14 protein-coding genes are annotated in these 15,112 nt (G+C 63.7%); 8 read left to right on the forward strand and 6 right to left on the reverse strand.

Annotated features, from left to right (window positions below; translation table 11 throughout):
- Positions 1–52 precede the first annotated feature (52 nt).
- The 4 genes from hslO (at position 53) to GS_RS16790 (ending at position 4,100) form a co-directional block, all read left to right on the forward strand.
- Positions 53–958, forward strand: coding sequence for an Hsp33 family molecular chaperone HslO (hslO, locus tag GS_RS16775; protein ID WP_010943960.1), 906 nt, complete (start codon positions 53–55; stop codon positions 956–958).
- A 103-nt stretch (positions 959–1,061) separates the two neighbouring features.
- A complete protein-coding gene (locus GS_RS16780) occupies positions 1,062–1,745 on the forward strand; it encodes a cyclase family protein (RefSeq protein ID WP_010943961.1) in 684 nt (227 codons plus the stop codon).
- A 10-nt stretch (positions 1,746–1,755) separates the two neighbouring features.
- Entirely contained in the window at positions 1,756–3,513 is a 1,758-nt protein-coding gene (locus GS_RS16785) for a sensor domain-containing diguanylate cyclase (RefSeq protein ID WP_010943962.1), read from the forward strand.
- An 89-nt stretch (positions 3,514–3,602) separates the two neighbouring features.
- A complete protein-coding gene (locus GS_RS16790) occupies positions 3,603–4,100 on the forward strand; it encodes a BCAM0308 family protein (RefSeq protein WP_010943963.1) in 498 nt (165 codons plus the stop codon).
- Between the two features lie 79 nt (positions 4,101–4,179).
- On the opposite strand, the gene GS_RS16795 is transcribed toward GS_RS16790, so the two are convergent.
- The 3 genes from GS_RS16795 to GS_RS16805 all read right to left on the reverse strand — a co-directional run bounded on the left by GS_RS16795 (position 4,180) and on the right by GS_RS16805 (position 5,985).
- Positions 4,180–4,509 carry a hypothetical protein gene (locus GS_RS16795; RefSeq protein ID WP_010943964.1) on the reverse strand — a complete coding sequence of 110 codons (330 nt, stop codon included), beginning with the start codon at positions 4,507–4,509 and terminating at the stop codon, positions 4,180–4,182.
- A gap of 67 nt (positions 4,510–4,576) precedes the next feature.
- Complete coding sequence (locus GS_RS16800; RefSeq protein WP_010943965.1) at positions 4,577–5,467, reverse strand: RluA family pseudouridine synthase; 891 nt, start codon at positions 5,465–5,467, stop codon at positions 4,577–4,579.
- Positions 5,464–5,985, reverse strand: a complete 522-nt coding sequence (locus GS_RS16805) for an NUDIX hydrolase (protein ID WP_010943966.1) — start codon at positions 5,983–5,985, stop codon at positions 5,464–5,466. The genes GS_RS16800 and GS_RS16805 overlap by 4 nt, the downstream gene beginning before the upstream one ends.
- 177 nt (positions 5,986–6,162) lie before the next feature.
- Here GS_RS16805 and GS_RS16810 point away from each other — a divergent pair, with 177 nt between their 5' ends.
- The gene (locus GS_RS16810; RefSeq protein ID WP_010943967.1) at positions 6,163–7,764 is read left to right on the forward strand and encodes a sensor domain-containing diguanylate cyclase; all 1,602 of its coding nucleotides are present in this window, start codon (positions 6,163–6,165) and stop codon (positions 7,762–7,764) included.
- Between the two features lie 74 nt (positions 7,765–7,838).
- A complete protein-coding gene (locus tag GS_RS16815; RefSeq protein ID WP_010943968.1) occupies positions 7,839–10,223 on the forward strand; it encodes an ATP-binding protein in 2,385 nt (794 codons plus the stop codon).
- A gap of 1 nt (position 10,224) precedes the next feature.
- On the opposite strand, the gene GS_RS16820 is transcribed toward GS_RS16815, so the two are convergent.
- Positions 10,225–10,662: a hypothetical protein gene (locus GS_RS16820; protein ID WP_010943969.1), complete on the reverse strand. Its 438-nt coding sequence runs from the start codon at positions 10,660–10,662 to the stop codon at positions 10,225–10,227.
- A gap of 184 nt (positions 10,663–10,846) precedes the next feature.
- Here GS_RS16820 and GS_RS16825 point away from each other — a divergent pair, with 184 nt between their 5' ends.
- The gene (locus GS_RS16825) at positions 10,847–11,908 is read left to right on the forward strand and encodes a hypothetical protein (RefSeq protein ID WP_010943970.1); all 1,062 of its coding nucleotides are present in this window, start codon (positions 10,847–10,849) and stop codon (positions 11,906–11,908) included.
- On the forward strand, positions 11,905–13,224 hold the full coding sequence (locus GS_RS16830; RefSeq protein ID WP_010943971.1) for a M16 family metallopeptidase: 1,320 nt from the start codon (positions 11,905–11,907) through the stop codon (positions 13,222–13,224). The genes GS_RS16825 and GS_RS16830 overlap by 4 nt, the downstream gene beginning before the upstream one ends.
- On the opposite strand, the gene GS_RS16835 is transcribed toward GS_RS16830, so the two are convergent.
- Both GS_RS16835 and GS_RS16840 read right to left on the reverse strand, forming a co-directional pair.
- Positions 13,196–14,677, reverse strand: coding sequence for a transglutaminase-like domain-containing protein (locus GS_RS16835; RefSeq protein ID WP_010943972.1), 1,482 nt, complete (start codon positions 14,675–14,677; stop codon positions 13,196–13,198). The genes GS_RS16830 and GS_RS16835 overlap by 29 nt on opposite strands.
- Positions 14,678–14,753: 76 nt before the next feature.
- Positions 14,754–14,966 (reverse strand): hypothetical protein, encoded by a 213-nt coding sequence (locus GS_RS16840; RefSeq protein ID WP_010943973.1) that lies wholly within the window; start codon positions 14,964–14,966, stop codon positions 14,754–14,756.
- Between the last annotated feature and the right edge of the window lie 146 nt (positions 14,967–15,112).

The following is a 15,112-nucleotide window of genomic DNA, read 5'->3' on the forward strand; positions in this document are numbered from 1 at the left end:
GCTTTGTGGTCAAAAAAAGGTTCTGGAAAAACCGGTCTGTAAGGATAGAGCAATGGGAAACAGCACTGAGTCGGTCATCACTGACTATCTTGTCCGCATTATCACCCGGGAAGGCAATATCCGAGCACTCGCCTGCGTAACCACCAACCTGGTGGGAGACGCATGCCGCCGGCACGGTACCCTGCCCACGGCCTCGGCCGCCCTGGGGCGGGCCCTGACCGGCGGCGTCCTCATGGGGGCCCTTCTCAAGACCGGTCAACGGATTGCCCTCACCTTCGAGGGGAATGGTCCCCTGAAAAAGATCATCGTGGAAGCGGACGCCAACGGCGCCGTGCGCGGGCTCGTCAGGAATCCGGCGGTGAGCCTTCTGAGGGACGACGGCAAACTCGACGTGGCCGGAGCCCTGGGGAAGGCCGGATTTCTTACCGTCAGCCGGGACCTGGGGCTCAAGGAGCCCTACACCGGCACGGTCATGCTCTATACCAGCGAGATCGCCGAGGACTTGGCCTGGTACCTGACCGAATCGGAGCAGATCCCCTCAGCCGTTGGTCTCGGCGTGTACGTGGAGCAGGACGGGTCGGTTGCCGCTGCCGGCGGCTTTCTGATCCAGGCGCTGCCCCCCGGCGACGACCAACTCATCGACCGGATCATGGAGCGAATCGCCTCCATGCCGCCGGTAACGGAAATGCTCCGGGCCGGGGCAACCCCTGAAGGACTTCTGGAGTACCTCTTCGACGGCATCCCCTTCGACATCCTTGAAAAACGGGCCACGGCACTCGTCTGCTCATGCAGCCGCGAACGGATCGAACGGGTGCTCCTCTCCCTGGGGAGCGACGAACTCTCCTCCCTGATCCACGACCAGGGCGAGGCCTCTGTCGGGTGCGAATTCTGCGGCGAACACTATAACTTCACACGGGAAGAACTGGAACGGCTCAGGGACTCCCTCACCGCCGTCTGACCCTCTCGAAAATTCCTCCGCTGGCGGTATACTCTGTATCGTGGGACCGCAAGGCGCAGGCCGGCCTCGCGGTCCCGCCGCCCCCACCGCAGCGGAGGTCCCCATGAAGATCATCGACATCACCGTCTCTCTCTCCCCCGATCTCCCCGTTTACCCCGGAGACCCGCCCTTCTCGCTCGAACCAGTGGCCCGCGTGGCCCGGGGCGACGGCGCCAACGTCTCGCGCATCACCCTCGGGACCCACGCCGGCACTCACATCGACGTTCCGCGACATCTGCGCGACGACGGCGCCTCCGTGGACCAGGTGCCCCTTGATCTGCTGACGGGCAAAGCCCGGGTGATCGAGCTGCACGATGTGATCGCCATCGGACGCCGGGAGCTGGCCCATCTGCCGGTAAAGGGAGAAGAGCGGATCATCCTCAAGACCGCCAACTCCCGCCTCTGGAGCCACGCCGGCTTCCTCGACAGTTATGCTTCGCTTACTCCCGACGGCGCCCGCTATCTGGCGGAGGTGGGGACGCGCCTGGTGGGGATCGATTACCTCTCCATCGGCCCCTTCGGCAACGAGGCTGAGGTCCACCAGATCCTTCTGGACGCCGGCATCCTCATCCTGGAGGGGCTGAATCTCGCCGATGTCGAGCCGGGGCACTACGAACTCCTCTGCCTCCCCCTCAAGATAGCCGGCGGAGACGGCGCACCGGCACGCGCACTCCTTCGTTCCTTCGCGCGGGTAGCGGCCGGGGAATCCTCCTTCGACCCCCATACCACTCGCTGGCCCCTTTCCTGAGGCAGTGACCGTGACGCGCCGGCGCACGATCGTCAGTTCGCGGGAGCTCGACCTCCTGCGCCGCCTGCTCATGGAGCGGACCGAGGAACTGGAGCGCGTCAACGAGCGCCTCTTCCTCGCCGATCAGGTAAAGACCGACTTTCTGTCCCACATGTCGCGGGAGTTCCAGCGCCCTCTCAACCATATTGTGGATTTCGCCCAGTGTCTGCGGGAAGGGGCCATGGGGCCGGTCACCCGCGAGCAGCGGATCTGCCTCGACACGATTATTGCCCGGGGCAAGAGGCTTCAGCGGCTGCTGGAAAGGGTCCTCTCCCTCTGCAACGACGAGCTGGGGATGGCCCTGTTCCTGCCCCGGAAGTTCCCGGTGCGCGAAGTGCTGGACCACGTCATGGACAGCCTGCGGGGAGCGGCCGGAAAGCGGGGGGTGGAGCTCCATGCCTGCTGCGGCGAAGACGGATGCACCATCACTGCCGACAAGGGGAAATTCACCTTCATCATCGAAGAGTTGCTGACCAATGCCCTCAAGTTCTCGGACCGGGGAGGACGGGTGGACGTCGCCATCGACCCCGTAAAACGGCGCGGGAGAGGCGAAGAGCTCCGGATCACGGTTTCTGACCAAGGGAGAGGTATCGGCAGCAAGGAGCTTGAGCAGATCTTCCGGAGCTTCGAGATGGGAAAACGGGGGCAGGCAGAGCCGGGCAGCCTCGGCATCGGGCTCACCCTGGTCAAACGTTTCGTGGAGCTGCATGGCGGCACTATAGCCGTGGAGAGCACCCCCGGCATCGGGAGTACCTTCACGGTCGTGCTCCCCCGCCAAGGCCCCGCTGAACGGGTCGGTCCACCGCCCCGGGTTATCCTGGCCGACCAGGACCCTGAACGGCTCCGGGAGCTGGCCGATGCATTACGACAGGAGCGGTGTGACATCATTACCGCCGTGGACGGGCGGGACGCCCTCGACAAGGGGATCGCACAGACACCGGCGCTCTGCATCCTCGCCCTCGACTTGCCGGGAATCGACGGAATCGACGTCTGCTCCCGTCTTAAGGCCCATGAACAGAGCTCCCAGATTCCGGTGATCATCACCGCGCCCCACCGGGATGCATCAGTTCGGTCCCGGTGTGCCCAGGCGGGAGCCGACGGATTTTTCGCTCTCCCCGCCGAAATGGGCGATCTCCTCATGGCGGCGCGGGGACTCATTGCCCGAAAACTCAGCTACGACTTCCTGAAGCGCAACTATGAGATTGCCGCCAGCGAGGCCTTCACCGATCCCCTCACGGGGCTCTTCAACCTCCGACAGTTCTGGCTCAGCCTCGACCACGAACTGAAGCGCGCCCGCCGCTACCGCCGCAACTGCTCGCTGGCCATGATCGACATCGATTGGTTCAAGCAGTACAACGACTGCCACGGCCACCTCCGGGGCGACGAGGTCCTCAGGGAGGCTGCCGCCGTGTTCCGCGGCTGCATCAGGACCTCGGACATCGCGGCACGCTACGGGGGGGAGGAGTTCGTCGTCATCATGCCCGAAACCACCAGGGAGCTGGCTCTGCTGGCCGCCGAGAAGCTGCGCCGGGCCGTGGAAGAGCATCTCTTCCCGCTCCGGGAGACCCAGCCCGGCGGCGCTCTCACGGTCAGCATCGGCATCGCCACCTTCCCCGACGACGCCGAGGACGGGCGGGAACTGGTCGAGGCCGCCGACCGGGCCCTCTACCGGGCAAAGGAAGGGGGGCGGAACCGGGTGGTTGCCGCAGTGGCGGACGGAACCGATTGAGACCGGGGGACCGGGTGATATACTGAACGTTAAGGAGAACGAGGAACTACCGAACTCCCGCATCCTCTCAGGGAAAGGAGATGGAGCACATGTCACGGGTTACTCACAAATCGGTAGTCGAGGAGCAGGGACAGCGGACCGCGCGCAGTACCGACGTCTACCTGCCGAAAGAGGGACATGAAGCCGCCCTGTGCAAGAAATGCGGCGCGCTCTACCGCAACAAGCGCTGGGCCGTTGCAGGGGAGGAGGCGGGAACCGGCAGCCTCGCCAAGGTGGTCTGCCCCGCCTGTCAGCGGATGGCCGACAACAACCCCGGCGGTATCGTCACCTTTGCCGGCGACTACCTCCTGGCGCACGAAGACGCCATCCTGAATTCAATCAAGAATATCGAGGCCAAGTCCCGGGTAAAGAACCCCCTGGGACGCATCATGGAAATCAGTCAGGACAAAAACGTCCTCACCATCGCCACCACCGAGGACAAACTGGCCCAGAAGCTGGGCCGCGAGATCTTCAAGGCCCACCGGGGAGAGCTCCACTACCGGTGGAGCCACGGGGAGAGCTTTGTCCGGGTAAGCTGGTTCCGTTAAGCGACAACGGGGGGATGACATGCCGTCATCCCCCCGCCGGGTTTCCTTGCCCATTCAATCAGTCAGAACAGCCCACCGCTCATCGATCGGCCGGGGCGTCATCCTTCTGGCCGGACGCGGCAGGGCAGTCCTTCGGCCCCATGCCTTGCTTGGCGCAGCCGCGCTTCGTGCCGCGGCCCTTGCCGCCTTTCTTGCAGCAGGAGCCATCCGCCGGGGCGTCGCAATCACAACAGCAACAGCAGCATCCCTGCCCATCCCGAGCCTCCTCCTTCATGCAGCAGCCGCGACCCGCCTTCTTCTGTGCCGCCGCAGCCGTAGTGGTCGAAACCTTCTCCACTGCACCGAGTGGGGCGGCGGCAAGGCTGAGAACCATGGCAGCAGCAATCGTGACAAAAATGTTTCGTAGCATAAACCCCTCCGTTACGTAATTTCGTTCTCTTTATCTCCGGATTTAAACGAAAAATCAAGTCAATACGTCATGCGCCGCCGAACTGGATTCCGTGCTGTTCGCAAGCGGCGGTAAACTCCCGGTCAGGGGGGGCCGTGGCGCTCACCGGCCGGCCGTCTTCAGCCCGAAAGGTCATGGTTCGACAGTGGAGCATCATCCGCGGCGCGGCGATACCGCCGTAAGTCGTATCGCCGATGATCGAAAGCCCCCCATGGGCCAGATGGACGCGGATCTGGTGGGTGCGGCCGGTGCGGGGACGGGCTTCCACCAGAGTCGCGCCGTTCCCCCGGGCCACAACCCGGAACTCGGTCAAGGCGGCCTTGCCGACCGGCGCCACCCCGTAGCGGGACGTACCCACCTTGGCCACGGGTGCGTCGACCTGCCAGGAATCGGCCAGCGGCATGCCCGCTACCAGCGCCCAGTAGACCTTTTCCACCCTCCCTTCCTTCAGTTCCCGCGAGATATGGGCTGCCGCCCGGCGGGAGGCGGGAAAGATCATAACCCCCGAGGTGCCCCGGTCCAGGCGGTGGATCACTCGTGCGGGCTCGGCGCTGCCACAGGCCCGGAAGTGGAGGGTCACGGCATACTCAACGGTCCCCTTGAGCTGGTAGGGAGTCCGCTGGCAGTTGAGTCCGGAGGCCTTGTTCACGGCCAGATAGCCGCCGTCTTCAAACAAGATATCTTCGGGTGCCAGGGTAATCTCCCGGTAACGCTCCGGCTCCATTACCCCGAGGACGATTTCGTCACCAGCCTGAAGACGGCGGGACGCCACCCGCACCATGGTCCCCCCCACAGCGCATCCTCCCCAGTCGATGATAGTACGGATCCGGGTTTTGGAGAGCTGGGGAAAGAGCCGCGCCGCCCCCTCGTCGAGCCGTACGCCGGCCTGGTCGGCCCCCACCCGCGCCGTCAGGATCATGACTGGCGCACCGAGGCCCGCAGAAGGGCCGCAATGGTCTTGCCATCCCGAATTCCGCACTCGGCGGCCAGGGCCAGGGCATCGGCCAGGGGAAGGCGCACGGTTTCGATTTCCTCGTACTGCTCGGGGGTCGCTTCCCCCTGGGTAAGACCGACGGCGAGAAACAGGTGGATCCGCTCGTCGAAGACCCCCGGAGAGGTCAGGATCGTGCCGAGGGATTCGAGCCGCTCAGCCGTAAGTCCCGTCTCCTCGGTCAATTCGCGCCGGCCGCAGGCGGAAGGCTCCTCGCCCGGATCGAGCCGACCCGCCGGGATCTCCAGCAGCATATCGTCCACGGCCGGCCGGAGCTGGCGGATCAGGGTGACCGTTCCGTCCTCGTGGAGCGGAAGGACTCCCACCCCGCCCGGATGCCGCACAACCTGAAACGTGTGCCACCCTTTGGCGCCGATCCGGACGTCCATCTGTTCCACATTAACCACCAGGCCGTTGAAAAGAATCATCCTGTTGCGGGTATCCATGCACTCCATCCTCCGCGAAATGGGAGGAGAGTACCACCATCACCGGCGGGGGAAAAGCGGTTTATTGCCGGAGGGCACAGGCTGGAGTCGCTTCGGATGCAAAAAAGCTCAAGCAATGAAACCACGGTGACGAAATGATATACTACTGGTTACTACTTTTTCCCACGGCGGCGCGACATGAGACGAGCAAGCCTGAAAACCAAAACAGCCCTCTTTGTGCTCCTCGTCTTCTTTACCACGGCTCCCACTGCGGTCTACCTGACACTTGAGTTCTTCGGAAGGTCGCTGCGGGACGTGGTGAATACCCACCAGGCGACCCTGCTGGCTCGAATCGGCGCTGAAATTGACGAAAAGCTCCAGGGCAGCCATGACGCCCTCATAAATGTCGCTCGCATGGCCACTGCCGACGACGTGACGTCCCCCGAGAGCGCCCGGCGCTTTCTTCATCGCTATCCCCTGCTGGCGGCATTCTTCGACAACGGCGTGTTCGTGTTCACGCCCGCCGGAATCTTGATGGCCGAGACTAATCAGGGGTTGCAGCGAACCGGCCTCGACTTCTCCGCCCGCGAGTACATCCGGCAGACCAGGATCTCGGAGCGCCCCTACATCTCGAGGCCCTTCGTGTCGAGCCAGCCCCACCACCATCCCACCGTCATGTTCACTGCCCCGGTCTTTACGCCGAACGGAACCCTCGTTGCCATTCTCGGGGGGAGCATGGATCTGCTCAAGGGGAATTTCATCGGCTCCCTTGCCTCAACCCGCATCGGCAAGGGAGGTCACTTTTACCTGTTTGCCGACGACGGCGTCCTGATCATGCATCCCCAACGGGAAAATATCCTGCAGCAGAACGTCAGCTCGGAGGTTCTGAACCACGCATCCTCCGTGCCCCGAGGAGGCGTCATCTCGGCCGAAACGGTCAGCGACGGCACCCCCATGCTGAGTACCCTGAAAAAGCTGAGCCAGACGACATGGACCCTGGCGGCCGACCTGCCGAAGGACGAGGCCTATGCGCCGCTCCGCATGGCGGAGCGTTCGGCATGGGCGGCCATCATCCCGTGGGGACTCTTGAGCGTCGCGGCCATCTGGCTTCTCATGCGCCGGCTGACACTGCCGATCCTCGCGCTGGAGTGCCAGATTCGCGAGGCCGAGGACAGCGGTGCCCACCGCAACGTGCTGATCCGTTCGGGGGACGAGATCGAACGGGTGGCCGAGGCATTCAACGGCCTCGTCAACCGGCTCATCGAGAAGGAAGACCGGCTCGTCCACCTCTCCAACCACGACTCCCTGACCGGGCTCTACAACCGCCTCTTTTTCGAGGCGGAGATGCAGCGGATCGACCGGGGACGGCATTTCCCCGTAAGCATGGTGATGGTTGACGTGGACAATCTGAAAACGGTCAACGACACCTTCGGCCACACGGCGGGCGATGCTCTCATCATCAAGGCGGCCCAGGCCCTGCGGGCGGCATTCCGGTCCGAAGACGTGGTGGCGCGGGTCGGCGGCGACGAGTTCGCCGTCATCATGGAGGGATCCGACCACGAAACGGCGCTGGAGGCACTGGAACGTGTCCGGGAAACCGTAGCGCTGCTCAACTCCGACGGAGATTCTCCCGAACTAGCCCTCTCGCTGGGCACCGCCACGGCCACGGCACCGCTCACCCTCGGACAAAGCTGGCGCCTGGCGGACCAGCGCATGTATGCCGACAAGGCGCGACGCAAGGCATCAAAGATAATCGGAAGCGGCTCCGCTTCCCGTGATTCGGCCGTTTCGGCCTCCTGAACGCGGTCGCCGCATCCTCCGGAGCGGGATACCGCGAACAAGGTAGGGCTACAGCCTTACCCGGAGAACACCGGATGAATCCCTTGGCCGCCAGCCACTTCCCCTGGTTGCTTTTGCTTCGGACACGCCTCGAACGGTCGTGGGCGCATCTGTGGCGCTCTTTCGCATCGATCCTGGCGGTCCTGACACTTCTCCTTGCCCTCTCGCCCCAGACGGCCCATGCCTCCGCTCCCGGCTCCCTCCTCGGCAAGATCCTTGTGCTGCACTCGTACCATCCTGGCTTCACCTGGACCCGCGAAGTGACGGCCGGCATCATGGCTGCCTTCAGGGAGGCCGACCCTGATGCGGACCCGTTTGTGGAATACCTTGACGCCAAGCGTTACGGTGGGCCAATTCACGAGCGGCTCCTGGCGGACCTCTTCCGCCACAAGTTTGCCGGCGCCGGCCTCCAGGTGGTCGTCACCACCGACAACGCCGCCTTCGACTTTGCCGTGAAACACCGTGCCGGGATCTTTCCCCGAGCGGCCATCGTGTTCTGCGGCCTGAACGGATATTCCGACAGCACCCTGGCCGGCATGTCCAACATCGCCGGCGTCGTGGAGGAAGCCGATCCCCTCAGGACCATCTCTCTCGCCCTCTCCCTCCACCCCGACCGACGCCGGGTGGTGGTCATCAGCGACACGACCGAAACCGGCCGGGCCATTGCCGACAGTGTCCGGCAGGCCAAGGGCAGGTACCGCGACCGGGCAGACATCGCAATCATCCAGGATGTGACCATGACGGAACTTGCCACGGCCGTTGAACGCCTGGGCAATAACTGCCTGATCATCCTTGGGGCCTTCAACCGGGATCGCCAGGGCCGATCCTTCAGCTATGAGGAGGTCCTGAGGTTTGTGCATGACCGGACCAAGGTCCCCATCTACGGTCTCTGGACCTTCCAGCTGGGCAAGGGCATCGTCGGCGGCAGCCTGCTGTCCGGCCAACAGCAGGGAGAGGCCGCCGGACGGATCGCGTTGCGCATCGTCAAGGGTGAACTGCCCGAATCCATCGGGATAAGTCACGCGGTCCCGCCGGTTCTCCGCTTCGACTACAGCGAGTTGAAACGCTTCGGCATCAGCCACGTCAAGTTGCCCGCCGGGAGCGAAATCGTCAACGAGCCTAACCGCCCCCTGCATACCTATCGCCGCGAACTGGCCATCGCCGCCTCAGCCTTCCTGGTGCTGTGCGGGATCATTGCTCTGCTCGTTATCATGCTGCGCCAGCGTACCCTCCTGGAGCGCAGACTCCGCACCTCCGAGCAGGAGTACCGCCAGCTGGTGCAGAACGCCAACAGCATCATCCTGCGTTTCGATACGAGCGGGAACATAACCTACCTGAACGAGTTCGCCGAGAGCTTTTTCGGGTACCCGGCCATAGAGCTGGTGGGTAAAAGCGTGGTGGGGACCATCACCCCGGAACGGGAATCTACGGGCAGGGATCTGGCAGCCATGATCGGGGAAATCTGCGAGAACCCCGACAGCTACACCCACAACGTCAACGAGAATGTCATGCGCAACGGTGAACGCGTATGGATCAGCTGGGCCAACAAGCCCCTGGCGGACGAACGGGGCAACCTTCGGGAGATTCTGAGCATCGGCAACGACATCACCCATCTGAAGGAAGCACAGGAGGAAATCCTCAGGCTCAACGTCGCCCTGGAGGAGCGGGTCCGGGAGCGGACCGCCCAGCTGGAGAGTTCCAACCGGGAGTTAGAGTCGTTCTGCTACTCGGTTTCCCATGACCTGAGGGCTCCCCTGCGGCACATCAACAGCTACAGCAGGATTCTTCTGGATGAGTACCTGCCGCTGCTGGACGAGCAGGCGCAGCATTTCCTGCAACGCCTTCAGGCGGCAAGCCACCGTATGGGACAGCTCATCGACGATCTGCTGGAGCTGTCGCGAGTGTCCCGTGCGGAGATGGAGTGTGAACGGGTCGATCTGACGGAGCTGTCACGAGGTGTGATCGAGGACCTGCGCGAGGGTGATGACGACCGGAATGTCGAGGTGCGGATCACGGAGGGAATGACCGCTTGGGGCGACCGACGGCTGCTCCTGCTCGTGCTTCAGAATCTCATCGGCAATGCCTGGAAGTACAGCTCGAAGCGGGAATATGCGGTTATTGAGGTTGATGTGGTGCGTCGGAACGGCCGTGAGGTGTTCCTGGTGCGCGACAATGGCGTGGGGTTCGACATGGCCTTTGCCGATAAGCTCTTCGGAGCCTTCCAGCGTCTCCATTCGCCGGCGGAATTCGAGGGGACCGGCATCGGGCTTGCTACCGTGCAGCGGATCGTCCATCGACACGGGGGGGACATCTGGGCCGAGGCGGAACCGGATCGGGGGGCGACGTTCTTTTTTACCCTCCCGCCCGAGCAGTGCTCTCCGGCAGAGATGCGGACAGCCTCTCCGCCCGAGGGGACGTGAGTCAGAGACTGCAGCGCAACAGCTTCTTCCCGTCCCGGAACAGGATTTCGACCTTATTCGGCTTGATGACTGCCGTCACGATGCCGATGCCGAACGTCGGGTGATTCACCAGCGCATCGACCCGGAAAGACGCATCCATGGCATAGGGGACCGCTGAGGCCGAATCGCGCCCCTCCATGGCGTGCTCCCATTCCGAAGGACCCGCCACGGCCGAAGCCCGGCGCGACTTCTCCCCGGCCGGCCGGCGTGCTGACGACCGTTCAACGGTTTTTTTCTCTTCCTGGGGCGAATGGTAGTTGTGCTGGCCGCCGCAGGTATTGCACTGGACCCTCACCACCCGCGTTCCGATCATGGCCACGATGGTATGATTGTACACCGCCCGGCACTTGGTACAGCGCGCCTCTATGATATCTCCTGCTGAAATCGGTCTGCCGCTCATCGTTGGTATCCTCGTGGCCACTGGCCGTTAGTCCGTTTTGCCGACGCCTGCAAAGGGAGGAGGTTATAGCACTTCGCCCGGATTGAGTCAAGGATGTTCCCCGAACGTGCCGGAGGAGGTATGGACCTGCCCGTTGAAATCATGCTATGGTTGAAACATATTCGCAACGAGGTTGGACAACGCCATGAATGTCGAACAAATGAAGGCGGTCCTGCGAGAGATCCTCGCCAGGACCGACCTGACGCCGTGCATCGTCGGCCACCGGGGGGTCGGCAAAACCGCCGGCATCATACAGCTCTGCCGGGAGACCGGCCGCCGTTATCAACCTATTCGCCTTGGCCAGATGGAAGTGGGGGACCTGGTGGGCATCCCCTATCGCGAAAAGGACGTCATGTACTGGTCGCGCCCCTGCTGGTGGCCCGACGACGACGCTCCGGACACGGTCATCCACTGCGATGAACTGAACCGGGCCCAGCAGGAGGACACCCTCCAGGCCATCTTCCAGTTCGTGGAGCCCCCCTCCGAGGGAAACCGCCGTGCGCTCCACACCCACACTCTCCACCCCCGGCACAAGGTTGTGGTAACTATCAACCCGCCTGACGGCACCTACCAGGTGGCCACCCTCGACCGGGCTCTCATCGACCGGATGGTGATGCTCTACGTGGAGACCGACTACCAGTGCTGGGCGCGCTACGCCGCGGCCAGGGATCTGGACCAGGGAGTGCGCCGGTTCCTGGCGGCCAACACCTCTCTGCTCGCCAGCCAGGGGAGCCCCCTGGAGATGGTCGCCGAGCCCACCGAGCGGGGCTGGGAAATGGTGAGCATCCTGCGCCGGCAGTGCCGTTTTCCCCGGGAACTGGAGATGGAGATCTACGCCGGCATTATCGGCAAAGAGGCTGCCATCGCCTTTCTGCGCTGGTGTGCCGACCATGCGGCCCGGCCCGTAACCGCCGGCGAGGTGCTGAATCACTGGGACCACGTGGCTGAGAAGCTCAGGGCCCAGCGGGACGACCAGCAGGCAGTCACCATGAGCGACATCGTCACCACTCTTGCGGGCAACGGGGCACTGGCGCCAGAACAGGAAGAAAACCTCGTCCGCTACATCGACATTCTCCCCCGCGACATGCGCTTCGGCCTCGTCAAGTCGTTGCTGCGCATTCCCCCCGTGGCCATGGCCCTCTCCCGCGACAAGTACGACGGGGTAGTATTAGACGCCATCCAGGCCATCAGCGCCGAGGCCCGATGACAGCAACCGCCCACCGGAAAACTCTCCCCAACGGCCTGCGTGTGGTGGCGGTGGAAATGCCCCACCTCCACAGTACCGAGATCGCGGTCTACGTACGCGTTGGCGGTCGCGACGACAGCCGCGCCACGGCCGGCCTCGCTCATTTCCTGGAGCACATGCTCTTTCGGGGCACCGCCGAGCACCCGACCAACCTGGAGCTGGAAGCCGCTTTCGAGGCCATCGGCGGCTGCGTAAATGCCGCGACCGACGCCGAATCCACCAGCTACTATTCCCGCGTCCACCCCGATCACGTGGCCGAAGGGCTGCGCCTGTTGGCAGCCATGGTCCTCACGCCGACCTTTCCGGGCATTGATATCGAAAAGCGGATCATCACCGAGGAAGCCCTGGAAGACATCAACGACCACGGCGACGACATCAACCCCGACAACCTCTCCAGCAGCATGCTCTGGCCCGACCACCCCCTCGGCATGCCGACCATCGGCTACCTCGACACCATCTCGGCTATCACCGAGGCCGACCTGAAGGGTCACATGACCCGCTACTACGTGCCCACCAACGCAGTGGTCGTAGCCGCCGGACGGGTCAGGGCCGACGACGTATTCGGGGCCGTCGCCGACGCTTTCGGCACCTGGGCGGGACCGTCCGCCCCCGGCCGGCTGCCGCCGCCGTCAAACCAGGACGAACCCCGCTGCCTCTTTGTGAAGGACGCAGACAGCCAGGTGGATCTCCAGATAACCTTTCGCGGATTCTCCCGCCCGGACCCGCAGCTGGCGGCAAGCCGGCTCCTCCGGCGCGTTCTGGCGGGAGGCGGCTGTTCGCGCCTTCACCTGAACCTGCGGGAACGGCTCGGCATCGTCTACTCCGTGGACGCTCAGGTTGCCGCCTACGATGAGACCGGCTGCTTTTCCATCGAACTGTCCACTGCACCGGAAAATCTGCTCACTGCCGTGGAGGAAGTCCTTGGGGAGACCCGGAAACTCGCGGCGGAGCCGGTTGGCGCCGAGGAGCTGCGCCGGGTTCGGCAGGGATATTTCTTCGACCTTGCCTACAGCGAAGATTCCACCTTTGAAATGCAGGTGCGTTACGGGTGGGGCGAACTAATGGGAATGGTCAAGGGGATCGACGAGGAACGGGCCGAGGTTGAGGCCGTGGATGAGGGCACCCTGCAGGCCGTCGCACGGCGGCTTTTTGCTCCGGCAGCCCTCAACCTCGTGGCCGTCGGGCCGGTCACCGCGACTGCAAAGCGGCGGATTGAGCAGTTGCTGCGGCGCTACGCCAAGGAATTTCCTACCTCATCTCAACCACCCGGGCCTTGATCCTGCCGACCACGGCGGCAATGGCCGCCAGCCGGTCGGGGCTTTCCCCCTCAACCAGTTTCACATGCGAGGCATCGGCAGGAACCTGATCAAAAGTGGGGTCAACCTGCTGCCAGGCGCCATCCACAAAAACCTCAGCCCAACTGTGATAGAGCAGGCCCTTTCCGTCCAGGGAGACAAGCCCTGATACGAAACGGGCGGGAATGCCCACAGCACGGGCCAGGGAGACGAAAAGGCGTGCATGCGACTGGCAGTTTCCCGTTCGCGAGGCAAGCGTGTCGAGGGGAGATGGGGCATCAGTGACACTGTCTTTCACGTAGCTGCTCACCCAGCTCACCAGTTTTACCAGCCGGCCCCGGGCGGAGACATCATCCCCGATAACCCGCCGGGCCGTAGCCACGATCTCGGGATGATCCGCCGGCAGGAGGTCGGTAGGGGCCAACCAGGGGGCCAGGGCAGCTCCAGCAACCGCAGGTGCGCTATCTCCACCCGCCGTAGCGGACGGCACCACCGGCTCCACCGTGACCTGCACGCTTCCGTCGCCCAGACGCCGCACGCTCTGCCCTCCCCCATCGGGTAGCGACATCTCCCGGGGGATTCCCTCAAGAGTGATCACGAGGCTCTTGAGTTCCCGGACCCGCTCAAGGGGAGGATTCAACCGGACAAGACTGAAGTCGAGGATCATGTCACGCCGGGCCAGGGTGGCTTCGGCCAGGAATCGCCGCCCTGCGTCGCCGGCCTCGGCCACGGTCTCCACCAGGCCGTCACGCACCGACTCGCGGAGGGTGTTCCCATCCCGGTCCACCCAGACTTCATTGTCGACCATGGGGTAGAGGTCGTTCACCATGTGGATGGCCTGTATCCCGCCTGCCGCAGTATCCGCCCCCTGCACGGTGATGGCGACGCTTTTCAGGGAAACGCCCTCCACATCGAGCATGGTTACCTTGTAGCGCTTCCCCGCAACGGCCCCCTTCATGAGCGGATAGAGGTTCAGGGCCGGCGGCGGGTATACTGCCCCCTTGGTCTTGAGGAGCTTCTCCTTCCGGCTGCCTCCCCGTTCGAGCCGTACCTTCACTCCCGCCGGCGTCGCTTCACCCTCCAGTCGCTGGGGAGTACCGTCAAGCACCTGCTCCACCCGGAAGGAGCGGAGGGCGAGGTCACGTCCCACCCGATAGACCTCGCGGGAAGCCGCCTCGCGCGAGAAGCCGAGGACAACCATCCTGACGCTCCCTTCCACTATCATCTCGTAGCCGTCGTCCACCGAGGTTGTCACCTGCCGGCCGAAACCGGTCCGTTCCCCCCCCAGGAAGATACCGAACCACCGCTCACCCAGGGGCGGTTTCGCGAGAGGAGGTACGGAAAGCCGGGAATCCCCGGCCCGAGCGATGGACTGAAGAAAAAACGTGACGAGGAAAACGACTATGATCCTGACCAGGGTACGGGGCATATGCATGGCGTAGTGGGCTCGAAACGGCGGTGAGAACGGCGCGCCGTCAGACTCTCGTCGAACGGCACGCAATGGTGGATATCTATTCCGTGAAAATCGGCTCCTTGGCCGCTTCAGGGCGCTTCTCGCTCTGGGGTACGGAACAGCGGTTCTCGGGGGCAGGGTTGTCCGGCTCGCTCCTGTCCAGTTCCTGCCGCACAAGCACGGCGGCGTGATCTAGCAGGCTCTTTCTGCCGCTGTCCGACAGCCGCCGGAATTCGATGATGAGTTTATGCTCGTCCAGGCTCAGGTCCATGGTCGGTTCTCCTTCGGGGATGGGATTCCCCTCCACGGGGGTTGTGGAGGTTATACCACAATCGCAGGGGGGTCGCAATCGGGCCGGACCGGTCGGCAAAGGTACGCCGGCCCACAAGAGACTACACATGAAAAGCTCTTCAAATA

The organism is Geobacter sulfurreducens PCA (assembly GCF_000007985.2).
Lineage (GTDB): Bacteria > Desulfobacterota > Desulfuromonadia > Geobacterales > Geobacteraceae > Geobacter > Geobacter sulfurreducens.